Origin of the sequence: Halocatena marina (genome assembly GCF_023276375.1) — an archaeon.
In the GTDB taxonomy this organism is placed as follows: domain Archaea; phylum Halobacteriota; class Halobacteria; order Halobacteriales; family Haloarculaceae; genus Halocatena; species Halocatena marina.
Window position 1 is genome coordinate 586,586 of record NZ_JALLPK010000001.1, and the last position, 25,454, is coordinate 612,039.

General features: G+C 56.1%; 30 protein-coding genes. 16 read left to right on the top strand and 14 right to left on the bottom strand.

Features of this window, described 5'->3' with window-relative positions:
* Window positions 1-12 precede the first annotated feature (12 nt).
* From samp2 to MW898_RS02870, 5 genes are all read right to left on the bottom strand, one after another.
* Window positions 13-213, bottom strand: coding sequence for a ubiquitin-like small modifier protein SAMP2 (samp2, locus tag MW898_RS02850; protein ID WP_248904391.1), 201 nt, complete (start codon window positions 211-213; stop codon window positions 13-15).
* Window positions 214-253: 40 nt separating this feature from the next.
* On the bottom strand, window positions 254-706 hold the full coding sequence (locus tag MW898_RS02855) for an acyl-CoA thioesterase (RefSeq protein WP_248904392.1): 453 nt from the start codon (window positions 704-706) through the stop codon (window positions 254-256).
* An 81-nt stretch (window positions 707-787) separates the two neighbouring features.
* Window positions 788-1,738, bottom strand: a complete 951-nt coding sequence (locus MW898_RS02860; protein ID WP_368409186.1) for a WD40/YVTN/BNR-like repeat-containing protein — start codon at window positions 1,736-1,738, stop codon at window positions 788-790.
* Window positions 1,739-1,745: 7 nt separating this feature from the next.
* Window positions 1,746-2,207, bottom strand: a complete 462-nt coding sequence (locus MW898_RS02865) for a DUF6069 family protein (protein WP_248904394.1) — start codon at window positions 2,205-2,207, stop codon at window positions 1,746-1,748.
* A 210-nt stretch (window positions 2,208-2,417) separates the two neighbouring features.
* Complete coding sequence (locus tag MW898_RS02870) at window positions 2,418-3,473, bottom strand: PLP-dependent cysteine synthase family protein (protein WP_248904397.1); 1,056 nt, start codon at window positions 3,471-3,473, stop codon at window positions 2,418-2,420.
* Window positions 3,474-3,564: 91 nt separating this feature from the next.
* Here MW898_RS02870 and MW898_RS02875 point away from each other — a divergent pair, with 91 nt between their 5' ends.
* Complete coding sequence (locus MW898_RS02875) at window positions 3,565-4,008, top strand: DUF488 domain-containing protein (protein ID WP_248904399.1); 444 nt, start codon at window positions 3,565-3,567, stop codon at window positions 4,006-4,008.
* Between the two features lie 46 nt (window positions 4,009-4,054).
* On the opposite strand, the gene MW898_RS02880 is transcribed toward MW898_RS02875, so the two are convergent.
* From MW898_RS02880 to MW898_RS02890, 3 genes are all read right to left on the bottom strand, one after another.
* A complete protein-coding gene (locus MW898_RS02880) occupies window positions 4,055-5,131 on the bottom strand; it encodes a LeuA family protein (RefSeq protein ID WP_248904401.1) in 1,077 nt (358 codons plus the stop codon).
* Complete coding sequence (locus MW898_RS02885; RefSeq protein ID WP_248904403.1) at window positions 5,128-6,327, bottom strand: CaiB/BaiF CoA transferase family protein; 1,200 nt, start codon at window positions 6,325-6,327, stop codon at window positions 5,128-5,130. The genes MW898_RS02880 and MW898_RS02885 overlap by 4 nt, the downstream gene beginning before the upstream one ends.
* A gap of 77 nt (window positions 6,328-6,404) precedes the next feature.
* On the bottom strand, window positions 6,405-7,115 hold the full coding sequence (locus MW898_RS02890; protein WP_248904405.1) for a DUF7117 family protein: 711 nt from the start codon (window positions 7,113-7,115) through the stop codon (window positions 6,405-6,407).
* 184 nt (window positions 7,116-7,299) lie between these two features.
* Here MW898_RS02890 and MW898_RS02895 point away from each other — a divergent pair, with 184 nt between their 5' ends.
* Window positions 7,300-7,779 (top strand): DUF7528 family protein, encoded by a 480-nt coding sequence (locus tag MW898_RS02895; protein WP_248904407.1) that lies wholly within the window; start codon window positions 7,300-7,302, stop codon window positions 7,777-7,779.
* On the opposite strand, the gene MW898_RS02900 is transcribed toward MW898_RS02895, so the two are convergent.
* Entirely contained in the window at window positions 7,780-8,724 is a 945-nt protein-coding gene (locus MW898_RS02900) for an asparaginase (RefSeq protein ID WP_248904409.1), read from the bottom strand.
* Window positions 8,725-8,790: 66 nt separating this feature from the next.
* Between MW898_RS02900 and MW898_RS02905 the strand changes: the two genes are divergently transcribed.
* From MW898_RS02905 to MW898_RS02915, 3 genes are all read left to right on the top strand, one after another.
* Window positions 8,791-9,765 (top strand): DUF1028 domain-containing protein, encoded by a 975-nt coding sequence (locus tag MW898_RS02905; protein WP_248904411.1) that lies wholly within the window; start codon window positions 8,791-8,793, stop codon window positions 9,763-9,765.
* Between the two features lie 86 nt (window positions 9,766-9,851).
* The gene (locus MW898_RS02910) at window positions 9,852-9,998 is read left to right on the top strand and encodes a DUF8555 family protein (protein WP_248904414.1); all 147 of its coding nucleotides are present in this window, start codon (window positions 9,852-9,854) and stop codon (window positions 9,996-9,998) included.
* Window positions 9,999-10,650: 652 nt separating this feature from the next.
* Complete coding sequence (locus tag MW898_RS02915) at window positions 10,651-10,938, top strand: PadR family transcriptional regulator (RefSeq protein ID WP_248904415.1); 288 nt, start codon at window positions 10,651-10,653, stop codon at window positions 10,936-10,938.
* A gap of 249 nt (window positions 10,939-11,187) precedes the next feature.
* On the opposite strand, the gene MW898_RS02920 is transcribed toward MW898_RS02915, so the two are convergent.
* Window positions 11,188-12,549, bottom strand: a complete 1,362-nt coding sequence (locus MW898_RS02920; RefSeq protein WP_248904417.1) for a putative ATP-dependent zinc protease — start codon at window positions 12,547-12,549, stop codon at window positions 11,188-11,190.
* A gap of 226 nt (window positions 12,550-12,775) precedes the next feature.
* Between MW898_RS02920 and MW898_RS02925 the strand changes: the two genes are divergently transcribed.
* The 8 genes from MW898_RS02925 (at window position 12,776) to MW898_RS02955 (ending at window position 19,663) form a co-directional block, all read left to right on the top strand.
* Entirely contained in the window at window positions 12,776-13,810 is a 1,035-nt protein-coding gene (locus MW898_RS02925; protein ID WP_248904419.1) for a succinylglutamate desuccinylase/aspartoacylase family protein, read from the top strand.
* 357 nt (window positions 13,811-14,167) lie between these two features.
* A complete protein-coding gene (gene sdhC / locus MW898_RS02930; protein WP_248904421.1) occupies window positions 14,168-14,557 on the top strand; it encodes a succinate dehydrogenase, cytochrome b556 subunit in 390 nt (129 codons plus the stop codon).
* A 2-nt stretch (window positions 14,558-14,559) separates the two neighbouring features.
* On the top strand, window positions 14,560-14,931 hold the full coding sequence (locus tag MW898_RS02935; protein WP_248904423.1) for a succinate dehydrogenase hydrophobic membrane anchor subunit: 372 nt from the start codon (window positions 14,560-14,562) through the stop codon (window positions 14,929-14,931).
* 2 nt (window positions 14,932-14,933) lie between these two features.
* The gene (locus MW898_RS02940) at window positions 14,934-15,815 is read left to right on the top strand and encodes a succinate dehydrogenase/fumarate reductase iron-sulfur subunit (RefSeq protein ID WP_248904424.1); all 882 of its coding nucleotides are present in this window, start codon (window positions 14,934-14,936) and stop codon (window positions 15,813-15,815) included.
* Window positions 15,816-15,860: 45 nt separating this feature from the next.
* Window positions 15,861-17,693 (top strand): FAD-binding protein, encoded by a 1,833-nt coding sequence (locus MW898_RS02945; RefSeq protein WP_248909695.1) that lies wholly within the window; start codon window positions 15,861-15,863, stop codon window positions 17,691-17,693.
* A gap of 111 nt (window positions 17,694-17,804) precedes the next feature.
* Complete coding sequence (locus MW898_RS25445; RefSeq protein WP_264383092.1) at window positions 17,805-17,930, top strand: hypothetical protein; 126 nt, start codon at window positions 17,805-17,807, stop codon at window positions 17,928-17,930.
* Window positions 17,931-18,052: 122 nt separating this feature from the next.
* Window positions 18,053-19,234: a bifunctional sugar-1-phosphate nucleotidylyltransferase/acetyltransferase gene (gene glmU, locus MW898_RS02950; RefSeq protein ID WP_248904425.1), complete on the top strand. Its 1,182-nt coding sequence runs from the start codon at window positions 18,053-18,055 to the stop codon at window positions 19,232-19,234.
* A gap of 237 nt (window positions 19,235-19,471) precedes the next feature.
* A complete protein-coding gene (locus MW898_RS02955; RefSeq protein WP_248904426.1) occupies window positions 19,472-19,663 on the top strand; it encodes a DUF7576 family protein in 192 nt (63 codons plus the stop codon).
* 38 nt (window positions 19,664-19,701) lie between these two features.
* Here the strand turns inward: MW898_RS02955 and MW898_RS02960 are convergent, their stop codons facing one another.
* On the bottom strand, window positions 19,702-20,073 hold the full coding sequence (locus tag MW898_RS02960; protein ID WP_248904427.1) for a winged helix-turn-helix transcriptional regulator: 372 nt from the start codon (window positions 20,071-20,073) through the stop codon (window positions 19,702-19,704).
* Window positions 20,074-20,348: 275 nt separating this feature from the next.
* Between MW898_RS02960 and MW898_RS02965 the strand changes: the two genes are divergently transcribed.
* From MW898_RS02965 to MW898_RS02975, 3 genes are all read left to right on the top strand, one after another.
* The gene (locus MW898_RS02965) at window positions 20,349-20,981 is read left to right on the top strand and encodes a VOC family protein (protein WP_248904428.1); all 633 of its coding nucleotides are present in this window, start codon (window positions 20,349-20,351) and stop codon (window positions 20,979-20,981) included.
* A 33-nt stretch (window positions 20,982-21,014) separates the two neighbouring features.
* Window positions 21,015-21,692, top strand: a complete 678-nt coding sequence (locus MW898_RS02970) for an alpha/beta hydrolase (RefSeq protein ID WP_248904429.1) — start codon at window positions 21,015-21,017, stop codon at window positions 21,690-21,692.
* A gap of 144 nt (window positions 21,693-21,836) precedes the next feature.
* Window positions 21,837-22,400, top strand: a complete 564-nt coding sequence (locus tag MW898_RS02975) for a response regulator (RefSeq protein ID WP_248904431.1) — start codon at window positions 21,837-21,839, stop codon at window positions 22,398-22,400.
* A gap of 93 nt (window positions 22,401-22,493) precedes the next feature.
* Here MW898_RS02975 and idsA3 read toward each other — a convergent pair whose 3' ends face one another.
* From idsA3 to MW898_RS02990, 3 genes are all read right to left on the bottom strand, one after another.
* A complete protein-coding gene (gene idsA3, locus MW898_RS02980) occupies window positions 22,494-23,528 on the bottom strand; it encodes a geranylfarnesyl diphosphate synthase (protein ID WP_248904433.1) in 1,035 nt (344 codons plus the stop codon).
* 11 nt (window positions 23,529-23,539) lie between these two features.
* On the bottom strand, window positions 23,540-24,892 hold the full coding sequence (locus tag MW898_RS02985) for a ribonuclease J (protein ID WP_248904436.1): 1,353 nt from the start codon (window positions 24,890-24,892) through the stop codon (window positions 23,540-23,542).
* 230 nt (window positions 24,893-25,122) lie between these two features.
* Window positions 25,123-25,278: a hypothetical protein gene (locus MW898_RS02990; protein ID WP_248904438.1), complete on the bottom strand. Its 156-nt coding sequence runs from the start codon at window positions 25,276-25,278 to the stop codon at window positions 25,123-25,125.
* Between the last annotated feature and the right edge of the window lie 176 nt (window positions 25,279-25,454).

Sequence of the window (25,454 nt, forward strand, 5' to 3'; positions counted from 1 at the left end):
TCTGTGGTAGTATTAGCCGCCTTTGATCAGTCGCAACACTCGTACGTGTTCTACCGTGACTGGTCCGTCATCAGGAACCGGGCGTCCGTCGACGAGCACGGTCGCCTCGTGGGGATTCAACCCCACTTCGTGAAGGAGATCTGCGTAGGTTGCCTCCCGGGTGAGGTCGAGCTCGTGTGTCTGCTCCCCGACGACCTCGGCCGTGATGTGCATGTGTGGTGTGTACGTGCGTGGCTGCTTGAGCCTCACGGACTCAGTGTTCACTGGTACCGTTTTCCCCGTTGATTGCCTCCTCGCGCAACTGTTCGGCTCGTTCTGACGAGATCGTGAGTTCGGGGACAGGCGTCGGTTGGTGGTCCTCGTCGATCGCAACGTACACAAAGTACGATTCGGTGGTCAATTCACGGTCTCCGGTTCGTGGATCTTCTCTGTATGCCCGTAATCGCACACGCACGCTGGTTCGTCCAGCTGAGTAAACGTACGCTTCGATGAGAGCGAGATCGCCCACGAGGATCGGCCGATTGAAATCCACGTGGTTGATGTGAGCGGTCACGCACGATTCACCCGAAAACCGCATTCCAGACATCGCACCGACCTCGTCCATCCACTTCAGAACGCGGCCACCGTGTGCGGTTTGGAGGGTGTTCGCGTGATTCGGCTGGACCATCCACCGGTTCTCCACGTAGGTGTCCATCAGATCTGGCATCAGTAGAACACAGTTCCTGTTGGAGGATAGATCTGCTGAAACCGACGCTGTGGAACAATCGGTTCATTCTATCTACAGAATTCAGACGACAGCAAGCGATCGAATCCACGACGGAGTACGTCCACACGTTGTCCAGGATCCATCTTCGCGGCTGAGCACTCGTCCGCCAGTTGTTCCGGCGAGGACGTGTCCGTCGGCGAGTGTCCACGCAGAAATGAACTCGATGGGTGCACCGGGATCGGACACCATTTCGACTGTCTCACCGTCGGTGGATACGAACAGCGCTGCCTCTGTCTCCCGCTCGGAGGTGTTCCCTGTCGGTAGTGTCGGAGGGAGCGTTTGCCCCGCGGCGTACAATCGATTCCGGTCTGCAATTGCCTCTTGGAAGTAGGGACGGTCGAAATCAGCATCGAGGCGCTTCCACGATCGTCCGGTGTCGTGCGTGCAATAGAGCCCACCCCCACACGAGATGACGTACTCGTCGGCACCCAGTACGAGAACGTGGTGCACGTCGTACTGAAGGTCATCAGGGCGCTGGCGAATCTCTCGTCGTTCGGACCACGTCTCTCCGCTGTCGTTGCTGATATGTACGCCACCAACCTCGACGCCAGCAATCACGCGCTCGGGTGCAGCTGGATGTACACCGAGACTTCGGACGTGGGCCGCGTTCCGGTGGCGTGGGGTGTGCCACTGGTTGCGAGAGGGGAGCGTTTGGAACCCGTTCAGTTCGGTCCACGTCTCTCCATCATCTGTCGAGACGTAGAGATGTGCGGGATGGGTACCAGCGTAGAGCCGAGTCTTATCGGGGCTGCGGACGACTGAATACACTTCTGTCCGGGGAACTCCGAGGTTATCCCACGTGAGACCACCGTCGACCGAGCGGTACAGCCCAGTCGATGATGCTGCAAACGCGTGACGGCCGAACGTGCGAACACGACGAGTGACACCGGAATTGAGCACCAATTCCACGTCGTCGAATGCAACACTCGACGATCGGTACACTCCATCAGATGTCCCACTCAAAACTGACATTATTATGTTATGCAGGGCTGTCTTGACGTGTTTGAGTAGCGCTTCGGTTGATTGTCCTCGATCGTGGAAGGAGCCAAACGACGGCTGTCGCTGTCGTGACATGCATTACTGCCAGCGTTAGGAGGACAGATCCCGGTGCTTCGGCCAAAAACGCTGGTGGCACGAGGAGCGGGACGAATGAGATAACCAGCACGGCTGCGGCGATAATCGTGAACCGTCGCGTCGGTTGTGATGAAGTGCGCACGAGCAACCCGTACACAGCCGTCGCCCCGGCGACTCCGACGACTGTCGTATTGACAATCGGACCCCATCCGAGTGGTCCGAACCGCGGCACATCGAACAGTGCAATCGCACCGACCCGGACAATCGCGTTCATCGCCCCGGCGACGATCGCTGCAAACATTCCATACGCTGCGAGACGCGTCGCAGCGACTGACTCCATCGATTCTGTCTCTGTCGTAGTTGTCATAGACGTCTGTCCTATACTACAGTTTGATGAGTAATATGCTATCAAGTTTGAAGTTTATGAGTAACTCACACATCACGAAGTTACTCACGCATCTCGAAGGAAGCGGCTGCTTCAAGAGCTCCGTGTCGCAGTAGAATCACCGATGCTCAGTCGTAGCAATGACCGACAATCACAGAACGCTGTTCGTAACCGCGCTGTTCGAAGAGGAGCCTATCGATCGTCGTTATCGAACATTCCGGTGGACATGTACCGCTCACCACTGTCCCAGAACACCGTCACTACAAGCGGACAGTCGTCGTACTCGCTCTCAGAACGAGGCACTGACGAGGATCGCGTCTGTTCCGTCCGCTCACCGCCATCTGGATGGGCGGAGTCGTGCTGAGATGCTGGCTCCGTTTGTGTCGATCCCGGCGTCGGTGTTGGTGGGCAGTTCAGTTCGGGGGTCGCAAGTCGTGTTGCGACCCGGCGGGCCGCAACGTTCGATGCGCCACTCGACTGTCCGACGAGGATGCCCTCTTCGCGTGCGAGTCGTCGACACTCCTCCTCTGCGGTGTCGATCGAGACTGTTTCGATGGCATCGACGAGGTCGCGGTCGAGATTCTCGCTCACGAATCCCGGACCCATCCCCTGAAATTCGTCGTTTCCGGATTCACCGGTCGAAAGCACCGCATTTTCCTCGGGTTCGACCGCGACGATTTCCATCTCTGGAAACTCCTCGCGCAATCGTCGACCGATCCCTGAGAGCGTTCCACCAGTTCCGACCCCTGCGACGAGTGCATCAACCGTCCGGTCACCGATCTGTTCGATGATTTCGGGACCCGTCGTGTTGTAATGTGACTCAGGATTCGCCGGGTTCTCAAACTGACGCAACTGCACCATCCCGTCTTCTTGTTCGTAGCGGTCCGCACGCGCTTTCGCGTCACTAATATCGCCTTCGATGAGGTCGATATCGGCCCCGTAGGCTCGCATGATCTGCCTGCGTTCGGGTGACTTTGAGGCGGGCATGACGATAGTGAGGTCATAGCCCTTTGCGGCGGCAACCACCGCGAGACCGATACCGGTGTTGCCACTGGTCGGTTCGACGATTCGGTCCCCCGGCGTGAGCACCCCCTCGCTTTCTGCGGTCTCAATCATCGAAAGCGCTGGGCGATCTTTGGCGCTTCCACCCGGATTCTTCGATTCGAGCTTGGCGGCGACCGTCGATCCTGGTGGAGAGTACACCTGTACGAGCGGCGATCCGATAGTGTCGAGGATGGAATCGTCCATGTACAACCTTCCCGAGCAGAAACCAAAGGCGTGGCGAACGAGACAATCGATTCCGCGACAGGTTTTTACACACATCCGGAGTTGACACACTATGACCAACGGTGGAACGAGAGGATCGCTCGATGAGACATACCACGCTGCGCTCCAGCACGATCTCGTCTCCCTGTCCGGCGATCCCCGTCTCGTCGGTGTCGTCCGTCGACCGACAAACTGGTTTCGACGGTCCGTCGACGAGAATCACCGGGAACTCGGCCCGCCAGCGGACCTACTTGATGCGTTCCGCGAACGCCACGAGGACCTACGATCTCGAGGAATGTGTGATGAGGGAGCACATAATGCCGCATGGGAGGAGCTCGCTTTCGAAGAGCGATACAGAGAGCATCTCCAAACCACTGCAGACGCGATCGCAGCAATCGACGATCTTGTGTTTCGAATTCGCACGGGTGATGACATTGTGCTCGTCTGCTTCGAGAACGAGAACAAACGCTGTCACCGCCACGAACTCGTTTCGGTCATCGAAGCAGAACTAGAGTAACGGAAGTGCGTACGTACCTCATTTCGTACTTCACCCGACCGTTGTCCTACTGGACGCGCTCGGCCATTTCGAGGGCTGCATCGAGTTCGAGTGGCCCATCGTCCACAAGCCGTTCGAGTAGATTTTCGATCCGTTCATCGGTCGGTTCTCGCTCTGCTCGTTCGAGGAGTTCTCGTGCTGCGCTTTGTCCCGTCCGTGCCCCGAACAGGAGCTGGCGTGTTCCACCGAACATTTCGGGATCGTACGGTTCGAACGTTGCTGGGTCCTCAAGCATCGCAGCTGTGTGCAACCCTGATTCGTGTGCCGTAACTGCCTCGCCAATGATGGCTTTTCGGGGATCGACTGTTTCGTCGAGCGAGTCGAGCACCGCTCGACAGACCGGCACGAGCTCATCGAGTACGACGCCGCTATCACCGTCCTGTTCGATGGCGACGACACATTCTTCAAGCGCAGGATTACCCGCTCGTTCGCCGAGCGATGCAACGCTCACATCCACGCGGTCGACGCCGAGCTGCGATGAGACAAGCGCGTTTGCTGTTGCGAGTCCGAGATCGTCGTGGAAGTGGACGCCGACGCGGTTGATCGAGACACCCAGTTCGGCGAGTGTTCGAAGATAGCCCGCAACGAACGGGGGTGTCCGTGCTCCAACCGTGTCGGCAAGTGTGATCGGCGCGTCGAACTGCTCGAACGCGGGTGCCACGCTTGCTGCATCGGTTCTGAAGGCGTCCATCAGCGTGAGGTGTGCTTTCGCACCACCGTCTCGAACGCTGTCGATGGCTTCATGGGCAGCATCGAACGCTGATTCTCTCGAATCGTCGATGACGGCTTCGAGCTGTCGGTCAGAAATTGGAATGAACACCTCGATGATGTCTGCACCCGATTCGAGCGCAGCTGCTATGTCGTCTTCTCGCGCACGCGCGATTGCGACGACCTCGGCCTCGAGTGTGTCGGCCAGCCGTCGCGTAACCACGGTATCGTGCTCGCCCGTGATTGGAAAGCCAGTCTGGATGAGTGGAAGGCCGAGCCGATCGAGAGCAGTTCCCGCTGCGATCTTCTGCTCGATCGTGTACGCTCGTCCCGGCATCTGGCCTGCCTCACGAAGCGTGACATCACAGAGACTCATACGATACCCTTGTGTTGGAGTTCGTCGTACATCTCTCTGTCAAGTCCGAGCTCTTCGAGGAAAATTTCGTCGTTGTGCTGTCCGTGTCGTGGACCGAGGTGTTTGATCTCCCCAGGAGTGCGAGAGAACTTCGGGACCGTATTCATCGTCCGTACCCGGCCGAGATCGTCGTCCTCAACAGCGATGATGTCATCGCGTGCCGCGTACTGTTCGTCTGCGAAGATGTCTTCCATGTCGTATATCGGCGCGACGACGGCGTCTCCCTCACCGAGTTCTTGCAGTACCGTTTCGGTTGTCCGCGCTGCGATCCACGGTGCGATGTACGTATCGAGTTCGGTTGCGTGTTCGACACGCGCGCCGTTCGTTGCGAATCGTTCGTCCTCAATGAGTTCCGGATGTCCGATCGCCCGTGCAAGATTCTCGAAGATGGACTGAGACGATGCCGACAGCGCGATATATCCATCTGCTGTGGCGTAGACGTTTCGAGGCGCGGCGTTCGCGTGATGGTTCCCAATGCGTTCTGACGTTTCGCCGAGCCGATCGTACTTCTCGACGGCACCGGGAAACATTCGAAAGAGAGATTCGTACAGGCTCACGTCGATGACCTGTCCTTCTCCACTCTGTGCCCGTTCGTAGAGTGCGAACATCGTTGCCTGCACAGCGAATTGTGCTGCAGCCATGTCGGCGAGACTGATAGGTGGTAACAGCGGCTCACGATCGGGAAAGCCGTTGACGTGAGCGAATCCCGATATCGCCTCGGCGACGGTTCCGAACCCAGGCATCTTCGAACGAGGACCCGTCTGTCCGTAGCCGGAGATACGAGTCATGATGAGCGCAGGATTTTCGTCCTTCAGTGTCTCGTAGCCGAGTCCCCACCGTTCCATCGTTCCTGGACGGAAGTTCTCGATGAGCACGTCGCCGTCGCGTGCGAGATCACACAAGATCGTACGTCCTTCGTCAGTACTCAAATCGAGCGTGATACACCGCTTGTTGCGGGCGAGTGATTTCCACCAGAGCGAAATACCATCCTCGAACGGTGTCCAATCCCGAATCGGATCGTGGTGGGTCGGGTGTTCGATCATCACCACGTCTGCACCGAAATCAGCGAGCTGCATCGTTGCGAATCCACCGCTGATCATCCCGGAACAGTCGATCACCCGAAGACCGGAAAGCGGTCCACTGTCAGCCTCTGTCATGCTATTATAAGAGAGAGCCAGTACCCTAATCGTTGGGTGACTTGTAGAGATTCCCGAGTACTGCGATGTTCGAACCCCTACACGATCTCGTCCAAACGGTCTTGAGCGGTCACAAGCTGTGTTTCAGCCCCCGTTTTGATGTATTCGCTCGTTTCTTGGGTGGCCACGACAAGCCGCTCTGCGGTTTTGGGGTCAACCTCGCCGTCGAGTGCTTCGATCCGACGCACATGTTCTTCGATCGTCGAGAAGACGGACTGTGCAGTCTGATCGGGGTGTGTCTCGAGAAACGTTCTGAGATCGCGCTGGTATGCATCGATAGCGGCGGCGTAGGCTAGTCCACGGGCTGCTCGCATCGATCGCGGAACCGCTGTCGAATCGGGGCGTCGATCGTCGTCTGCGCCTCGAAGGAGAGTGAGGAGGTACAGTTCTTCATCGTCGTCGATCCGCATCGCTCGATTCGCCTCACGAGCGGCGTACGAGAGCTCATTCGCCGCGAGAAACGTCTCCGATAGCGGTTCGAGCTCGCCCGCATGGATGAATCCCGTTCGTCTGATGAACTCCCGGCACCTGTCGACAGCATCATCGAGAGCCGCAGAAAGCCCATCGGATTCGACCATTGACCGGGCGGGCGCGAGATCGAGGGTAACGGGGGCGCTGGTGTGTTCAGTCCGATCGTCGACGCCTCGGCTCCGTAGACTGTCACAGTCCGGACAGACTATCGTACCGGTCTCGTAGTACGACCACCGCGTTCCACACTCTCGACACTCGCGCTGGCCACGGATTTTCATACATCCTGTTTACCGGGCGAGGTCAAAAAACTGATCGGCTCGTTACTGGTTCAGTGCTCGCAACTGGTTCCGGGATCGAAGTTCGACCACCGATATTTATGATGGATGATGCGTTTACTAGAAGTTGCAATGCCGTCTGATACTCCGGCAACAACGACGCCAGAGGATAGAGTAAGCCGCAGCGATGCGGCTGGTCGGGAAATTCGCCGGTACTGAAACGACACCGTTGCCTGTATCGAGTGACGAACAGGTGAGCGATTGCTCAGTCGAAAGTGATGGCCACGAGGTCCATGTTGCTCTCTCCGGAGAGACACATGTCCTAACGACTGAGGAGGCCCGTGAGTTGCGTACTGCGCTCGATGACGCACTCGCTCACACCGAGGTGTTCACCCACACGGTCTGTGAACACCGATCGGACGGCTCGTACGTCGTCGCCCGTCGTCGAGCAGACTCATCGGGGCATCGGAAGGTGTTCGATTCCTTCATGGTGCTTCGAGAGTTGTACGATCGGCTTCCGTGTGAGTTCACTGCTGAGGATGTCGGCCGGACAGGGCTGACAGGCGGCCGACGACATATGCTCGTCCGTCATCTCACCGAACATCCCGGCTTCGACTGTGCGTTGGTGTGTCGCCAACCGCTCACGGCACGGAAAGGTGATTCCTAATCAGGCAATCACCGACTCAGGGTTAACTCCCGCTTCGAGCGCGAGCAACAGCGCAATTCGTGCTTTCCACGGTGGCAGAGCGTCCGCAAAGACGACACCACGATTCGCAAGCGTTGCTCCGCCACCAGCTGTGCCGTACACCGGTTCGGTCGCTCCGGTGTGACAGCGCGATGCAACGACTACCGGAATTTGCTCAAGTGCGTCAGAAATAGCCTCTCCGAGCTGTGCAGTCACGTTTCCGAGTCCGGTCCCCGCGATGACGATGCCGTCGGCGTGTTCGAGTACCTGCTCTATCTGCGTCCCATCGACACCCAGACCGGATGTGATGATTGGTACAGTGGCGTCAGTATCGAGGGTCTCTGTACCGAGTGGTGTGTCTGCCGTACCCGGTTCGTGATTCCATCGCACGCCGCTACGAGTAATTGATGCGACCGGGCCAACTTCAGGCGACGTGAACGTTTCGAGCGCGCTCGTGTGGGCTTTCACAACATCGCGTGCGGCGTGTAACTCGCCGTTGAATGCGAGAAATACGCCACGAGAAAGCTGTGTAACCGCCCGAACAGCGTCCCGGAGATTCGCTGGGGCGTCTGAACTCACCTCCTCAGGGCGACGCTGTGCACCAGTAAACACGACTGGTGGTGCATCGTGCGCGAGTGTGAGGTCGAGCGCGTACGCGGACTCGGCCATTGTATCTGTTCCGTGCGTGATGATGATGCCGTCGACCGAATCAGCAGCCGGAAGCTGCTCGGCAACCGCAGCAAGCGTCGCAAGATCCATGTCGAACCCCGGACGCTGACTGATCTGATCGGTGCTTACCTCCGTGTTCTCAGTAAGATCTGGTACCAGTTCGACTATCGATTCGGTAGAGAGTGAAGGAGTTGCTCCATCCGATCCACCCGTGCTCGCAATTGTTCCGCCAGTTCCGATAATGTGTATCCGTGACATGTTGTACTGTTCGATGATCAGTGCTTCTCCCTGAATGTTTTTATCGACAGCGGCAATGGAGTGGATATGTCACCATCCAAATCACAGACACATCGAACGTCGCGGCCAGCGCCGTCGACGTTTTCAATCGTCGCACGCGACCCGGACAGCGACGCTGTCGGTGTTGCCGTGCAATCGAAGTTCGTCAGTGTCGGAGGTGTTGTCCCCTTCGCTGCTGCTGATGCGGGTGCAATTGCTACACAGAGCTTCGCTAACGTTTCCTATGGTCCGGACGGACTCACAGCGCTCCGAGAAGGAATCCCTGCAGATCAGGTCGTTGAAACGCTCATCGAAGCGGACGAGGAAGCAGAGAGCCGACAGGTAGGCATCGTCGGACAGGACGGTTCCGTCGGGACGTTCACCGGTGAGGAGTGTTTCGACTATGCGGGGGATCTGTCTGGAGAGACGTACACTGTTCAGGGAAATATTCTCGAAAATCGGGAAACACTCACGGCGATGGCTAAGGCGTACGAGACGATCGATGGTGGTCTGCCCGAACGCCTCATTGGGGCACTCCACGCGGGTAACGAAGCGGGCGGCGACAAGCGCGGTGAGCAGAGCGCAGCGCTGTACGTCGTCAAATCCGAGGGGGGCTATGACGGGAAAAACGACCGCTGGATCGACGTTCGTGTCGACGATCACGACCATCCGATCGACGAACTCGAACGGATCTTCAAACTGTACGACATCACGCTGCTCGAACGCGTTGAACCAGACGAGACACAGGAGCTGTGTGGCGCAGTTGCCAAAGCGGTGCTCACGACGCTTGCCGATATTGGTCTCTACGACGGCGAGCCAAGCGGAGCGTTCGGCGACGACGCCCGAGCCGCTCTCAAACAGTTTCAGGGGATGAACAATTTCGAAAATCACGATCTCGCGCTCCTCGAAGACGCCCTCGCACGCGGTTGGTCGGAGAGCGACCAGACGGAACCAGCAGTCGAAGGCGAAGCTCGACTCATCGACGCCATCTGGAACGGGATGTCGGACCGAGAACGCCTGTAATCCGTTGGACGAATCGAGGATGGGCGAGAACTCCATTCTTGACGGGAGTCCACAGGTTTTTGCCTCGGGCGGCAGTTTATTCGGCTATGCGAAGCGAGGATGAGATCCGAGAACAATACGAGTTTCTCAAGGAAGAACTCGAAGACGAGGAGATGCGTCACGAAGGTGTTCGACAGATGTTCACGTACTATCGTCGTGCACTCGGATGGGTCCTCGAAGAGGAACACATCTAGTAATCAATAACAAACCTTCTACGACCCGGTAACTTTATACTGGTGAAGCCATTTGGTGGAAGTGACGCTTCGCTTGGAGGGCCGAAGCGTCAGCGGGGACCAATTCAGGGCGGCATGCCTGGCCGGGTGTTTTCACCCCGGCTGGGCTGCTTTCCTTTCTACAGCAATTGAACACAGAGTCGCAATACTGTCTGTTTTACTAGCTGAATCTGATCGCAATCTGTTGGTTTCCATCTCACGATCGAAACGTGGTGATGCCTCTCCAAGTGCATCGTCAACGAATCAAATGTCCTACGAACTCTCTCAGCGATGGCTACTCATTGCTCGTCAGTTGGATGGGTGAGGAGGTTACTCTCTGTCAGTCGGCGAAACACAGCCAAATGGGGATCATCTGACCCAATTTTTCACCGATTGGTATTTGGTGACAAACTAGGTTTTCTCCGTGTCCTTCCTTCGTCACATCAGTGTATAAATTAGTCGGAAGATTGGTACACACAAAACAAACGATATCTCCAATAACGACTGAATTATAACCCTTAGTTGATTGTCATGCGGTGAGTGACCGACTGTGTGGGAAAGACGGTCGACTTGGGCAACGGATCGACCGACACTCTTATGCTACCGAATCGGTAATATCCAGAAGTAAACAGTCATGCACGATTTGACCGGTTTCCAGAGAGACTTACTGTACGTTATTGCTGGTAGTGAAGAACCACACGGCCTTGCAATCAAGGACGAACTCGAAGATTATTATGAAAAAGAGATTCATCACGGCCGTCTCTACCCCAATCTCGATACGCTCGTAGAGAAAGGATTAGTCGAGAAAGGTCAACGCGACCGGCGAACGAACTACTATACCCTCACTCGTCGCGGGCAGCGCGAAATCGACGCTCGCAACGAATGGGAGGCGCAGTACGTCGAAATCGGCATCGAAGCGTAACGTAACGTCGTTCGTTCGGCTGCTTTAGAACGCAGTACACACACGACAGCAGTACCGTATCGACGGCGGATTCCGCAGTGGGGGTATCGAGTTTGAGTTATACGTCTGACTTTTCGTATTTTCGGACAGTGCGCTGCCTCAATCCTCACGAATCGAAGGGTATCTTCACAAATCAGATCGTGTATCGTATCGTACAGTGGAGGGATTCGGTTACCAATCGACGGTCTTGAGCAAGCGAACTAGATGGGCTTACTCTTCGGTCTCGTCGCCGTGTGAGGCGTTGACCTGATCGATATCAGCGCGTCGTCGGACGTTGACCTGATAATGTTGGAGGATATCACGGCCGAGAAGGAGCGGGTAATCCATGTGACTCCGATCTTCGACGCTCGCGGTGACCGTGTGCTGTCGGCCACCGATCCCGATGACGAGGTCGACAACTGGCCGGGCTTTTCCTCCTTTCACGCTTCCCGACTTGACACGCGTCATGCTTTTGATGGGGCCTGCACCGATCTCGGCAGCGAGCGACGTATCGATGCTCGATCTGGTAGCGCCTGTATCAGATTTTGCGAGCGAAGAGGTTGATCCACTCGTACCGCTAACGACGACTTCCTCGATGTAGCCGATGAGTGGTACTTCTTCGGGAGTCGTTCGTGCAGTGGATGGCATACACGATGGCGTCGAATCATCGAGCGTCGTTGCCAGTTCGTGCACGCGCTCTTCCTCGACAGTACCGCCGACGTGCTCGATGGCTTTCTGTGCAATGTACGGCCCGGGGTTTCGACCAGTCGCACGATACAGTCCTTTGAATCCAGCAGTCGGATTAACTTCGAGCACGTACCAGCCATCGTAGCCCTCTACGAGGTCGATTCCAGCGTAATCGAGACCCATGACCTCTGATGTATAGAGCGCTGTCTCGGCGGCTTCTTCGGGTAATTCTTCAGTCGCGTCCTGTACCTCGCCACCGAGTGCGACGTTCGTTCGCCAGTCACCATCCGGCGCGTACCGTCGCATCGCACCGATGATCTCTTCACCGACAATGTAAACGCGTAGATCCCGGTGCCGTTCGCCGTCGCGCTCGATGAGATCCTGAAGGAACGCTTGTCGATTCCCGACGCGTGGATTGACTGGTTCGGTGAGCTTGACCTTCCATGTACCACCACCGTGGGTACCGATAGCTGTCTTGTAGACGCCAATATCGCCAAAACGCTCGCGCCCCTCGTTGAGCCGTTCGTTCGAGAGTGCAAGGAGCGCGTCGGGAACTGGAATGTTCCAGTCAGCGAGCGTCACCGCAGTAGCAAACTTGTGTATCGACGTTTGGACGGACTTTGGCCGATTGAGCATCGGTCGAATGTGATCAAACGTCGCAGCCAACCCCATTCCTTCGGCTGGCTCCTCGCTGTTCGAAAGCAACAGCCGATTAGCGATGATGTCTACCTCGGGATCGAGGGTGACCTCACCATCCTCGATGGAAACTGACGTATTTTCGCGTCGTAACCAAACTGGCTGATGACCGAGATCCTCGACCGCATTTAAAATTACCTTCGTCTCCTTGCTGTTGTGGAGCGCGAGCACACCAACCCGAACTTGTTTCGAATCCTCCGAAACAGACATGTACGCAAACCTGTGTGTGGGACCGTTCAAAGAGTTGCCGATTCAGAAACTACTCATGGGCAGATAGATAGCTCAGCAAAGAGGATATTTCTAATTAAGTTACTATGTGACATGTATGATTGTGGGTAGAATGGGACAGTTGTTCACGAATTGATTCACTATCGTGTCGATTGGTGATGTCGACTCAGTTAAGATGTTTTATTACCGGTCGCCGTCGTGTGTCGTCATGGCCGAGGGAGACGATGACGATGCGTTCACCTTTCAGGGTGGGGCTGTCAGGCCGGGAGAGACCCAGAACTTCCGGTATACGGTCAGTGAGACGTATCTCGGCGACCCGGTTCGGATTCCAGTCACGATCATCAACGGCGAGCGGCCGGGACCGGTCGTGTTCTTGAGCGCGGCTGCGCACGGTGATGAGCTGAACGGGATCGAAGTCGTGCGCGAGGTCGCGTATACGGGGATGGGAGATCACGCTGATCTCGCGGGGACGCTCGTCTGCCTCCCCGTGTTGAACGTTCCTGCGTTCATTGCCCAACAGCGGTATCTTCCGATCTACGACCGCGATCTGAATCGATCGTTTCCGGGCAGTGAAACGAGCACTGGTTCAAAGCGCATGGCCTACCGCATCTTCCACAACTTCATCGAGCCGTGTGATTACGGTCTCGACTTTCACACCTCGACGAGAGGTCGGACGAACATGGTTCACGTCCGGGCGAACACAGAGCGTGAGTCCGTCTCGCGGCTCGCAAACGCCTTCTCGACGAACGTTATCATCTCGAGCGAGGGTCCGGAAGGCACCCTCCGGCGCGAGGCCACGGAAGCGGGAACGCCGACAATCACCATTGAGATGGGTGAAGCACACCGCTTTCAGCGGTCCCTCATCGATCGAGCGCTTGAGGGCGTAAAGAGCGTCCTCGCGGAGTTCAGCATTCGCACGATGGAGAAAGTTCGCTGGCCCGGCTGGCGGACGGTCATCGAAACAAGTAACGATAAGACGTGGCTTCGTGCCGACGCTGGTGGGTTGGTCGATATGCACTACGATCGCGGCTCGCTCGTCTACGAAAACGACACCATCTGTACGATTGCAGATCCGTTCCACGTCGAGACCGAGGAAGTCACTGCGCCGTTTACTGGTCTCCTCGTCGGCGTGCTCGAAAATCCGCTCGTCTATCCGGGGAATCCTATCTGCCACCTCGTGAAACTCAATGATCGTACTCGACGAGCAATCGAACTCGAACAAGCCAAAAACGGACGATCCTAACCTCGTCTTCGCTGAGATGCGTTCGGTTGCTTCATTCTCGATCTAATCGGTACGCGTCATTCGATCGTAGATCACGTTCTTTTGCAAGCGTTCTGAAATAACGATGCTCTTCGTTCGAGAGTGCTGTTTGAACGTGCTTGGAATTGCTCATCGGAGCATTCACCCACTCATCTATTGAGTCCGTGGCTGAGATCGTTCCACGGATGGGGAACGTACATGATTCAGATAAATCATTGGTTGTGGACGAGATTTTATCATTGATTCTACTTGCATTTTTCTTGTGACCAGCAAACCGTTCGAGTCGGCGTCTACAGTTCACAAACTACTATATTGGCGGGTTCAAATCCGAAGGTACACATGAGTCAGTCGTACGATCGGGGACTCGTTGAGGACTTCGGCCGTTGGGCGGAGTTCTCTGCCGGAATGTGGGCGTGGGTGTTCCACAAGTTCACCGGCTGGGTTCTCATCGGCTATCTGTTCACCCACATCGCTGTTCTTAGCACCGCTATCGAAGGTCCAGCCCTTTACACCAACACGCTTCAAGGACTTGAGGCACTTGCCATCGTCCGGTTTATGGAGGTTGGACTGCTCGCAGTCGCCGTCTTCCACATCCTCAATGGTATCCGTTTACTGTTCGTCGATCTGGGTGTCGGGCTGGATGCGCAAGACAAAAGCTTCTATGCGTCGCTAGTACTCACAGGAGCGATTACCGTCGCAAGCGTGCCAACATTCCTCGCGGGGTTATAACAATGGCAGAATACTACACATCGTTCTCTCGGGACGACACACGCTGGCTACTCCAACGAGTGACAGCGGTATTTCTCATCGGTGTGCTCGCATTCCACTTCATGTTGTTGCACTTCGTGCATCACGCTGCCGAGATTGAGTTTGCGGGGACACAGGCCCGTATGAGTCAACCGGGATATTTCGTAACAATGGTCTCGTTCCTCATTGCCGCAACGTTCCATGGCGTCAACGGCGTCTACAACGCCCTCGTGAATCAGGGACTTGAGGGAACACCACGAGCAGTCATCAAGTACGGTCTCATCATCACGGGGCTCCTCCTCGTTATCCAGGGAATCCGTGTCGCAACCGTGATGGCCGGTGTCACTATCAGTTGATCATGAGTACACACGTTCCAGAATCCGAGTCCGAATCCGAAACGGGAGCACCGGAACAAACAGAAGAACAGATACCAGCTGCTCAGCAGCGACGACTCGCGAAAAAGCAAGAGCGGAGCGATCAGCGCGAACAACGAGCCGAGTCGGAATCCGAGACAGACGAGCAGACGGTTCATCTCAAAGTCTTTCGCTACGATCCAGAAGTCGAAAGCAAAAGCAGACCACGATTTGATGACTTTCATATCCCGTTCAAGAAGGGTATGACAGTTCTCGACGCGCTCATCTACTCGCGCGATCACTACGACTCATCGCTTACGTTCCGCCATTCCTGCCGACAGGCGATCTGTGGGTCCGACGCACTGTTCATCAATGGTGCCCAGCGCCTCGGTTGTCAAACGCAGGTTTCTGATCTCGACGATCCAGTGCGCATTGAACCGCTACCGCATCAGGAAGTCGTGAAGGATCTCGTCGTCGATATGGAACACTTCTACGAGCAGATGGACGCGGTCGATCCGTATTTCCGCGACGAAGACGTTCCGTCGGGACTCGAAGAACAGAACCAGACGCGTGAAAACAGAGAGAAAATCAAGATGAGTACGCGCTGTATCTGGTGTGGCGCGTGCACATCCTCGTGTAACATCGCGGCTGGCGGAAACTATCTCGGGCCGGCGGCGATCAACAAAGCCTACCGGTTTGCGATGGACGACCGCGAAAGCGATGCATTACAACAAGAGCGCTTTGAAACCATCGAGCAGGAAAATGGCGTGTGGCGGTGCCAGACACAGTTCTCCTGCACGAACGTTTGTCCAAAGGATATCCCTCTCACAGAGCACATACAGGAATTGAAACGAGAGGCAGTGAAAAGCAACCTCAAATTCTGGTGAATCGGACGAATACGAACCCAAAACGAACAACAACACATTATGTCTATCTATAAACACGACGTGATCGTGGTCGGTGCTGGTGGTGCTGGTCTCAGGGCAGCAATTGCAGCACACGAGGAGGGAGCAGATGTTGCGCTCGTCTCGAAGCTTCATCCGGTACGGAGCCATACGGGTGCGGCCGAAGGCGGAATCAACGCTGCGCTTCGAGCGGGCGATTCGTGGGAAGACCACGCTTATGATACGATGAAGGGGTCTGATTACATCGGTGATGCACCCGCTGTCGAGACCCTCTGTCAGGACAGCCCCGAAGAGACTATTCAGCTCGAACATTGGGGAATGGCATTCTCGCGCGAGGAAGACGGACGAGTCTCACAACGTCCGTTTGGTGGACTGTCGTTCCCGAGGACGACGTACGCGGGTGCTGAGACGGGCCATCACCTCCTGCACACCATGTACGAGCAGGTGGTAAAGCGTGGTATTCAGGTGTATGACGAGCAGTATGTAATGGAGCTGGCGGTCACCGACCACGCTGATCCTGAAGAGCGCAGCTGTCACGGCTGTATCGCATACGACATCAAGACCGGCGAGCTCAACGGCTTCGTCGCTGACGGTGTCGTGATTGCGACCGGCGGCCCCGGTCAGCTGTACGCCCACACGACGAATGCGGTCGCTCAAACGGGCGACGGGCAGGCAATGGCGTACCGGGCGGGCGTTCCGCTTCAGGACATGGAGTTCGTGCAGTTCCATCCGACGACACTCCCCTCGACAGGGGTGCTCATCAGCGAAGGTGTTCGTGGCGAAGGTGGTATTCTCTACAACAGCGAGGGCGAGCGCTTCATGTTCGAGCACGGATACGCGAAAAACGACGGAGAACTCGCAAGCCGTGACGTCGTTGCCCGCGCCGAAGTGACCGAAGTCGAGGCTGGACGAGGCTTCGAGGACGACGCTGTTCACCTCGATATGCGTCACTTGGGTGACGAGCGCATCACGGACCGATTGGAGAATATCATCCACCTCGCAACTGACTTCGAGGGCGTCAATCCGCTCGAAGAACCGATGCCAGTCAAGCCGGGCCAACACTACGAAATGGGTGGCATCGAGACAGACGAGAACGGCGCAACCTGTATCGAAGGGCTGTACGCTGCTGGTGAGTGTGCCTGTGTGAGCGTTCACGGCGCGAATCGCCTCGGTGGAAACGCGCTTCCAGAACTCATCGTCTTCGGCGCACGCGCGGGTCGCCACGCGGCCAGAAGCGAGTCAGTAGTGCCGCAGATCAAAACCGGACCGTCCGCGAAAATCGAGGACAGCGACGTCGAGTCACCCGTTGCGCTGGGTCTCGATGAGGAGAGCAGAGCGGATATCGTCGCAGACGGTGGCGCGCTACTCGATGCAACCGCAGAAGACGTTGTCACGCACACGCTCGAACAGGAGCAACAGCGCGTAGAGACACTGATGGAGCGTGATGGCGTGAATCACGCTGAAGTCCGGTCTGATCTCCAGCAGACGATGACGGCAAACGTGAACGTCTTCCGGAATGAGGACGGCTTGAAACAGGCGCTTCGAGACATCCACGCCTGTCGGGAACGGTATCGAGATGTCGGCGTGAGCGACCCATCACGGACGTTCAACACGGACCTAATCCACACCATCGAGACGCGCAACCTCATCGATCTCGCAGAGGTTCTCACGCTTGGTGCACTTGCCCGGACGGAATTCCGTGGTGCACACTGGCGCCAGAACTTCCAAGAGCGAGACGACGAACACTGGCTCAAGCACACGATGGTCGCGTGGAACGACGGCAGTCCGGAGCTGTACTACACTGACGTTATCCTCGAAGGTGAGGATAAAGTGTACGAACCGAAAATTCGGAGCTACTGACCCGCCTCTACGATACGGTCGAATTCCGGTGTCGTTTCGCAGTCCTCTTTACGGTCTCGTTAGTGTGTGGCGTAGTGTGGGTTTATGAGGGATATAACCGTATTTTCAGGTATGAGTGACCCGACGAACGGATCGACAGCCACGATCGGTGAAGGGGCGATTTCGGGCAATCAAGCACCGATCCCGGCCCCGATCCGCGCATGTGCCGACATCGATGATGGTAACAAGCTCCGTTAGTACTGGGAAGACGGCGAGTTAACGATCGAACAGACCATATCTACCACAATAAGGATAGCCGTATCGATTTTCGCCCACACCATAGCAGTAGGCATATCCCGGCTGAGTACGCGCCTTTCGGTATGCAGGTAATCATCCTTGCTGCAGGAGAGGGAACGCGGATGCGTCCGTTGACGCACTCGACACCCAAACCAATGCTACCAGTCGCCGATCGACCGCTCGTGGCACACACTGCCGACGCAGCCATCGCGGCTGGTGCGAATGAGTTGGTGTTCGTCGTGGGCTATGAGGCAGAATCTGTTCGGTCGTACTTCGGCGACGAGTATGAGGGTGTGCCCGTCAACTACGCTACTCAGGAAGAACAGCTCGGAACAGCACACGCAGTGCATGCAGCGAAAGAGCACATCGACGGTCCGTTCGTGGTCCTCAACGGTGATGATCTGTACGATCAGGCGAGTATCGCCGCACTGTTCGAAGGGGGTCCGGCGGTGGCTTCGTTCCGCGTCGACAATCCTTCGGATTACGGCGTCCTCTCGGTTGAGGACGGGAACGTAACGGGAATTGTCGAAAAGCCAGCAGACCCACCGAGCGATCTCGTGAACGCCGGAGCGTACGTCTTTCCGAGCGAAGCCCGCGAGTGGCTTTCAGTCCCACAGAGCGAACGTGGCGAACACGAACTCACCGACGTGCTCGCACGCGTCATCGAAGCGCAGGACGTGCGTACTGTCGTGCTCGAACGGTGGCTCGGTGTCGGTCGACCGTGGGAACTCCTCGAAGCCAACGAGTGGAAACTCGCATCGCTCGATCGCCGTATCGACGGCGAGGTCCACGATGACGCCGAAATCAGAGGCTCCGTTGTCATCGAGCGTGGTGCGACGATCGAACCGGGTGTCCTTATCGAAGGACCAGCACTAATCCGATCAGATGCCAGCATTGGTCCTAATGCGTACATTCGTGGTGGGACCCTCGTTGGAGAGCACTGCCACATTGGAAGCAGTGTCGAACTCAAAAACACGATCGTGATGCACGATACGAACGTTCCTCACCTCTCGTACGTTGGGGACAGCCTTCTTGGGCCAGACGTGAACCTCGGTGCTGGAACACAGGTTGCAAACCTTCGCCACGACGGTGGCGATATTAAGCAAACAGTGAAAGGAGACCGTACTTCGACCGGGCGGCGAAAGTACGGCGTTGTTGCAGGCGATGGGGCCAAAACGGGAATCAACACCTCACTCGCACCGGGCGTTGTCCTCTCACCAGGCGCGACCACCGAACCCGGCGAACGTGTACAACGCGACCGATAGCGATAGACAACAGCTGGTCAAGCGCCCGAATAGCAGCGTGATTCGAACGCAGTGAGCACGTTCGTGTTCGGTAGTGAACGTACTGCGTACTAGTTAAACGGTTACGGCCTGTTGTATACCTGCCAGAAAATATGCGCCTAAATATGATGGCACCTACGAAGAAGTAATGCAAAGCGTGGAGACGAATGCGTCATATCATGTGAGTGATCTGGTGGGACAGTACACAGAGAGAAAGCAATGACAGTCGATCCGACATCCAGCCTCGGAGCGGACGTCTGCGAGGAGGACGCACCACAGTGTGATACCTGCAGCGAGCCAATCGTAAACAAGCCGACTCACCGCGTCATCACGTGGATCGAAGACAATACAACGAAAACAAGCCACTTCTGCGACGACGTGTGCTTATCACCAGAAGCGACGAGTGAATGAGAGTGGCTGTAGAGAGCATCGAACTGACTCGATCGTTCTCAGTCCGGCGCTTCGTCCGGAGCGTCCGAATCCCCGATCCACTTTTGGCCCCATCGTTCGACTTCCTCGAAGACAGGACACAGCGACATACCTTTCTCAGTGAGGCTGTAGTACGTCGCAACGGGCGCGTCTTCCTCGAGACGTCGCGTAACGAAATCCATCTCCTGTAGATCATCAAGCACACGAGAGAGAGTTCGTGAACTCGCATCAGTTGAGCGTTTGAGTTCGTTGAATCGCTTTTCACCGTCCTGTAGATCGTGCAGTACGATCAGGCGCCACCGTGAGCCGATCTGCTCAAGAGAATCGATCACGAAACACGCGTCTTCGCTGTACTGATCCACGAGTTGCTTGCGATCGTCACTAGCAGTCATCGGTCTTCATTCCGGATGGTCGTCATCGCACCACATATTGGTTCGGATCCGAATTCGGTTACAAAATGAAACTGCTTTTCTTCGTGGTGACCCGCGTGTCACCTAGTTACACTAGTATCAGGTAAGACATATATTGGTTCGAGTGCGAACGTAGTAACGTTATGCCACCGGTGGCGGTACTGTGAGGGTAAATCGACCATCCACGGTGGACGTACGTGATGAATGCTGAACTGTGAAAATGACTAACACCTTTGCGGACCAACGATTAAACAACAATGACCGACGCAACTCAAACTGACGCAGACGTGACCGCAGATATTCCGGATAGCCTGATTCACACCACCGGGACAGATCACATCACGCTCATTGGGAGCAACGAGGAGGATACAATTGCGTTCTACCGCGATCTGCTCGGTATGCCCCTCGTTCTCAGACAGCCGAATCTCGACGCTCCTGACGTAACGCACCTGTTTTTCGACACTGGTGATGGGCGCATGCTCACGTTTTTCGTGAGCGACGATCGTCAGTCACACAACGGACCACAGCGGCCGGGAATTGGTGCGGTTCACCATCTCGCGTTTCGCATCGCTCCCGAGCGCTTCGTTGACGTACGAAACGCGCTTGCAGAGAACGGTCGGCGGTTCAACGAGTTCGACCGCGGCGCATTTCACTCTCTGTACACCCACGACCACAACGGACTCGTCATCGAGCTTTCGACTGAGAAATACGACATACCCGATAAACGGCGTGCTGAGGTACTGGCAACCGCCCAGCGGATACGTGAAGAGGACGGAGAAAGCTACGTCGATACAGAACACGTGGAGGCAGCGCTTGATGAACTCGAACTGCCGATCGAACCGTACGACCTCCCCGACGCATCGAGTGGGACGGGACAGCTCAATGAGTGATTTCGACAGACGATAGAAATTAGCTGAAACTCCATGACTCCGGAATCTGATCCCGACTCTGACTCTCATCACAACGCGTCTGAACCTCACCAGAACCAACCGCTCATGACGATGGGTGCATCACCGGACGCGGCCGGATCAGCTGTGATTGCCCTCCACGGGCGGGGAGCGACGGCACGTAGCATTCTCCAGTTCGTCGAAACGTTCCGTCAATCAGAACAAGTGGCGCTCGCGCCCCAAGCCATGGGACAGAGCTGGTATCCAAACTCGTTTCTTGCAGAAACAGAGAGCAATGAACCGGGGCTTTCCTCGGGATTACAAGCCATCGATAGTGCACTCGTGGAGGTTGAAACGGCTGGAATTCCGCTCGAACGGACGCTTCTCCTCGGATTCTCACAAGGAGCATGTCTTACCGCTGAGTTCGTCGCTCGGAAGCCTCGACGCTACGGAGGCGTAGCTATCCTCTCGGGTGGCGTGATCGGTCCTGAGACGTCGCTTCGTGACTACGACGGATCGTTCGAAGGAACCCCCATCTTCATCGGATGCAGTGACAACGACCCACATATTCCCCTCGAACGAGTTCACGAAACGACGACCATTTTCGAAGCTCTCGAAGGAGATGTGACCGAACGCATCTACGAGAGAATGGGTCACGGAATCAACGAAGACGAACAGAAGGCTGTAACCGAACTCGTCGAGCGCCTCCGCTAACTGTCCCGTAATCACCCGTCTCCGTTTTCCCGAACTGAACCTCGGTCTATCTTTGGGAGTAGTATGTATGGTGGAAAAAATTCTTTGAAAAGTATATTTAACCAATCGAAATTTTAATCATATTGGCCAGATGATGTCGCACCAATGAGCAAAGCGGATCCAACCGTGTTGGTCGTCGAGGACGAACCATCGCTCGTGGAAATTTATGCCCATTGGCTGCGAGAGGACTATTCCGTGCGAACAGCGCAGGATGGTGAGGAGGCACTCGAACAGATTGATGATACTGTGGACGTTATTGTGTTGGACCGTATCATGCCCAAAGTGACCGGCGATGAAGTGATCGAAGTCGTTCGGGATCGTGATCTCGACTGCATGATTGTGATGGCAACTGCCGTCGAGTCGGGGCAAAATCTCATTGAGGCTGGAGCCGACGCGTATTGTACCAAACCAATCACCAAAAACGAACTCCTAACAGCCGTCTCTCAGATGCTCGATCGAGGCGAATACATAGATCTCGAACAGAAATATTTCGACCTCCTCGAAAAACGTTCGGCACTGAAGGCCGACTCTGATGCGGAGTCACGACAGTCCGATGAGGAATATGTTGAACTCGAAGCACGGATCGACGAACTCAGCGACCGACTCGAACAACAAACCGAATCGATGGGTGATGATGAGTTCATCAGTATCATGAGGAATACGACGTAAAAGCAGGAGTGTTCTGCGACTCTATTTTACCTCGATTCAATTCGAGACGAGAGATATAATTTCCGTGATCACATCAACACGGACAGTTCGTTGTCAGTATTCTCGTTCGATGAGAAAGTCTGCGATATCTTCGAGGACGAGACGAGCTTCGGATTCTGGTAGGACACTGAGACGGTCTTTCCCCTCGGAGATCAAATCACGAGCAACGTTCCGCGCGTACTCGATACTTCCAACCGCTTCGAGACGCTCGACGGCCTCGTCAATCTCCGACTCAGAGACCGCTTCGACGCTCTCCGTGGAGACGAGTGAATCGACGTCGACACCTTGTTCTCGGGCATGGAGGCTGATTAGCGTCCGCTTGCCTTCGACGAGGTCGCTCCCGCGCTGTTTTCCGAGTTTTTCACTTGGAATCGTGAGATCGAGTAGATCGTCCTGTATCTGAAAGGCCGTACCCACGTCAAGACCGTAGTCGTGTAGCGCTTCAATGGTTTCTGTCTCGGCTCCGAGGAGAATCGCAGGGATAGAGGCCGACGCGGCGTAGAGGACCGCCGTTTTGAGCTCGACCATCTCGAGATACTCCGAGGTCGAGACATCACCCCGCTGCTCGAACTCGACATCGAGTGACTGTCCTTCACAGATCTCTGTGCAGGTCGTCGCCAGCTCATCGAGTGCCTGAACACTTCGACTCGCGGGCGCACCGGTGTCGAGCATACATTCGAACGCTTTCGAATAGAGCGTATCTCCAGCGAGAATTGCAGTATCGAGATCGTATTCACGATGAACAGCCGGGACACCGCGACGGAGGTCATCGTCGTCCATAATGTCATCGTGGATGAGGGTGAACGACTGGATGACTTCGACGCTCACAGCGCCACTCATGATGTCGATTTCTTCCGGACCGAACTTGCGGTAATCGTCGCTCGTCGGTTCCACGCCAGTAAGCGCCTCTGCTGTGAGCAGGAAGACTGTCGGTCGGAGCCGCTTGCCACCTGCATCGAGCAGGTATCGGGAGGCTTCATAGAGACGCTCGGGATGCTCTATCGGTAATCGTTCGCAGATGGCATCGTTGACAAGTCCGCGACGCTGATGAACGGCCTCGGCCACTCGGTTACGGCCTGTGGATTTCATGGTTGTTGTGTTTAGTCGACGAGTTGGATCATGTTCCCGTTGCACGAAACATGCAGGTCTCGTCCGAGAGTGTAGCCCTGAGCAGCACACAGATCAGCATACGGCGCGAAGCCAGCCATCGACTGGTGGGCCGGAATAACGTGCTGGGGCTGGAGGGCTTGTAGCATTCTGTAGTGACCTTCTTCACGCAGGTGACCAGAGACGTGGACGTCGTCGTAGATGCGTGCTCCCTGCATCTTCAGGAGCTTTTCGGACTGATAGCGCTGTCCTTCATTTGTCGGCTCGGGAATGATCCGTGCCGAGAAGACGACCTTATCCCCATCAGTGAGCTCGTAGGGGGTCTCGCCGCGACCCATTCGCGTGAGCATTGCACGAGGCTCTCCTTGATGGCCCGTGACGATCGGGAGATAGTCTTCTTTCCCTTCGTTCATGATGCGCTTGAACGTCCGATCGACGGACTTTCGGTGGCCGAACATCCCGAGCTCCTCCGGAAAGTCGACGAAATCGAGTCGCTCTGCCGTTCCAGAGTACTTCTCCATCGATCGACCGAGCAGGACTGGCTGGCGGCCGATGTCCTTTGCGAATTCGACGAGGCTCGTCACACGAGCGATGTGGCTGGAGAAGGTGGTAGCGACGATTCCGCCGTCGTAATCCTCCATGCTGTACAACACATCTTTGAGATGTCTACGAGCGACGGATTCACTCGGCGTGCGACCCTTCCGTCCTGCATTGGTACAGTCCTCGATGTACGCGAGGACACCCGGCCCTTCGCGTCCGATTTCACGGAAGCGCTTCATGTCGATCGGATCGCCGATGACTGGCGTGTGATCCATGCGCTTGTCCAGCCCGTAGACGATGGCTCCCTCGGGAGTGTGGATGACGGGATTGATCGCGTCGATGATAGAGTGCGTGACGTTCACAAACTCCATGTCGACGTTTCCTGAATCGCCGATCGGCATCGTCTCCCCGGCGTTCATCTTCACGAGATCGTTTTTGACCCCGAATTTCTCTTCGGACTGAATCTGCTGTTTGACGAGCTCGATGGTGAAGGGAGTTGCCACGACGGGCGCGTCGTACCGGTGAGCGAGCTTCGAGATCGCTCCAATGTGATCGAGGTGACCGTGCGTTGGCACGATCGCTTGCACGTCGCCCTCAAGGTCAGACATGACGCGGTCGTCGGGGATCGCACCCATGTCGATGAGGTCGAGACTGTGCATCCGCTCAGTTTCGACGTTGTCGTGAATCAGTACCTGCGAGAGGTTGAGACCCATATCGAAGATGACGACGTCATCTCCGGTACGGACGGCCGTCATCTGTCGGCCGACCTCTTCGTATCCTCCTATCGTTGCAATTTCGATTTCCATTGTCGTAACTCCGAGTAAGCCGCCAGGAGGCACGACTTTCGTGCTACACCGCAGCCCACCGGCGAGAACCGTGTGATTTCGTTTCGGCAGTTGCCGCTCGCCGGTCGCCCGCTCGCACCCCGGGGCGACCGTTCTCTCGGTTACAACACAGTACTGGCTGCTGTGTTAAAAACTACGTGACTTTGGTTCGTGTGCTCACAACGCCCTGTCTCCTGTCCTGATAGGCCGTGCTACTCGATTCGACTCACGCCGATCCACGAGAGTACTGCTCGGGTGAACAGATATAGGACAAGCAACAGCGCAAGAAACATCGTCGGAGCGGCGAGTATACGCGCGGTTCGGTACGCGAGGACGATCCGTGAGAGCCCAAGAATAATGAAACTCACAAGTATCAATGCAAATGCAAAAACGGACAATTTACCGAACGTCTGGTATCGCATCCCTGTATGAAGGAACTGTTGCCCGAAACACTAACGTCCAGCGTCATCCCGTGGCTGCGTGCCGCGTCGGCCGGGAAACCCTCGTGTCGGGCGTGTGTCGCGTGCCTGGGTTCGCCGCACTG

What these genes read in the sequence shown, in the direction of transcription:
- samp2 (WP_248904391.1), bottom strand. Translation starts at nt 213, where the DNA reads ATGCACATCACGGCCGAGGTCGTCGGGGAGCAGACACACGAGCTCGAC.
- MW898_RS02855 (WP_248904392.1), bottom strand. Translation starts at nt 706, where the DNA reads ATGCCAGATCTGATGGACACCTACGTGGAGAACCGGTGGATGGTCCAG.
- MW898_RS02860 (WP_368409186.1), bottom strand. Translation starts at nt 1,738, where the DNA reads ATGTCAGTTTTGAGTGGGACATCTGATGGAGTGTACCGATCGTCGAGT.
- MW898_RS02865 (WP_248904394.1), bottom strand. Translation starts at nt 2,207, where the DNA reads ATGACAACTACGACAGAGACAGAATCGATGGAGTCAGTCGCTGCGACG.
- MW898_RS02870 (WP_248904397.1), bottom strand. Translation starts at nt 3,473, where the DNA reads ATGGACGATTCCATCCTCGACACTATCGGATCGCCGCTCGTACAGGTG.
- MW898_RS02875 (WP_248904399.1), top strand. Translation starts at nt 3,565, where the DNA reads ATGACCAACGGTGGAACGAGAGGATCGCTCGATGAGACATACCACGCT.
- MW898_RS02880 (WP_248904401.1), bottom strand. Translation starts at nt 5,131, where the DNA reads ATGAGTCTCTGTGATGTCACGCTTCGTGAGGCAGGCCAGATGCCGGGA.
- MW898_RS02885 (WP_248904403.1), bottom strand. Translation starts at nt 6,327, where the DNA reads ATGACAGAGGCTGACAGTGGACCGCTTTCCGGTCTTCGGGTGATCGAC.
- MW898_RS02890 (WP_248904405.1), bottom strand. Translation starts at nt 7,115, where the DNA reads ATGAAAATCCGTGGCCAGCGCGAGTGTCGAGAGTGTGGAACGCGGTGG.
- MW898_RS02895 (WP_248904407.1), top strand. Translation starts at nt 7,300, where the DNA reads ATGCGGCTGGTCGGGAAATTCGCCGGTACTGAAACGACACCGTTGCCT.
- MW898_RS02900 (WP_248904409.1), bottom strand. Translation starts at nt 8,724, where the DNA reads ATGTCACGGATACACATTATCGGAACTGGCGGAACAATTGCGAGCACG.
- MW898_RS02905 (WP_248904411.1), top strand. Translation starts at nt 8,791, where the DNA reads ATGTCACCATCCAAATCACAGACACATCGAACGTCGCGGCCAGCGCCG.
- MW898_RS02910 (WP_248904414.1), top strand. Translation starts at nt 9,852, where the DNA reads ATGCGAAGCGAGGATGAGATCCGAGAACAATACGAGTTTCTCAAGGAA.
- MW898_RS02915 (WP_248904415.1), top strand. Translation starts at nt 10,651, where the DNA reads ATGCACGATTTGACCGGTTTCCAGAGAGACTTACTGTACGTTATTGCT.
- MW898_RS02920 (WP_248904417.1), bottom strand. Translation starts at nt 12,549, where the DNA reads ATGTCTGTTTCGGAGGATTCGAAACAAGTTCGGGTTGGTGTGCTCGCG.
- MW898_RS02925 (WP_248904419.1), top strand. Translation starts at nt 12,776, where the DNA reads ATGGCCGAGGGAGACGATGACGATGCGTTCACCTTTCAGGGTGGGGCT.
- sdhC (WP_248904421.1), top strand. Translation starts at nt 14,168, where the DNA reads ATGAGTCAGTCGTACGATCGGGGACTCGTTGAGGACTTCGGCCGTTGG.
- MW898_RS02935 (WP_248904423.1), top strand. Translation starts at nt 14,560, where the DNA reads ATGGCAGAATACTACACATCGTTCTCTCGGGACGACACACGCTGGCTA.
- MW898_RS02940 (WP_248904424.1), top strand. Translation starts at nt 14,934, where the DNA reads ATGAGTACACACGTTCCAGAATCCGAGTCCGAATCCGAAACGGGAGCA.
- MW898_RS25445 (WP_264383092.1), top strand. Translation starts at nt 17,805, where the DNA reads ATGAGTGACCCGACGAACGGATCGACAGCCACGATCGGTGAAGGGGCG.
- glmU (WP_248904425.1), top strand. Translation starts at nt 18,053, where the DNA reads ATGCAGGTAATCATCCTTGCTGCAGGAGAGGGAACGCGGATGCGTCCG.
- MW898_RS02955 (WP_248904426.1), top strand. Translation starts at nt 19,472, where the DNA reads ATGACAGTCGATCCGACATCCAGCCTCGGAGCGGACGTCTGCGAGGAG.
- MW898_RS02960 (WP_248904427.1), bottom strand. Translation starts at nt 20,073, where the DNA reads ATGACTGCTAGTGACGATCGCAAGCAACTCGTGGATCAGTACAGCGAA.
- MW898_RS02965 (WP_248904428.1), top strand. Translation starts at nt 20,349, where the DNA reads ATGACCGACGCAACTCAAACTGACGCAGACGTGACCGCAGATATTCCG.
- MW898_RS02970 (WP_248904429.1), top strand. Translation starts at nt 21,015, where the DNA reads ATGACTCCGGAATCTGATCCCGACTCTGACTCTCATCACAACGCGTCT.
- MW898_RS02975 (WP_248904431.1), top strand. Translation starts at nt 21,837, where the DNA reads ATGAGCAAAGCGGATCCAACCGTGTTGGTCGTCGAGGACGAACCATCG.
- idsA3 (WP_248904433.1), bottom strand. Translation starts at nt 23,528, where the DNA reads ATGAAATCCACAGGCCGTAACCGAGTGGCCGAGGCCGTTCATCAGCGT.
- MW898_RS02985 (WP_248904436.1), bottom strand. Translation starts at nt 24,892, where the DNA reads ATGGAAATCGAAATTGCAACGATAGGAGGATACGAAGAGGTCGGCCGA.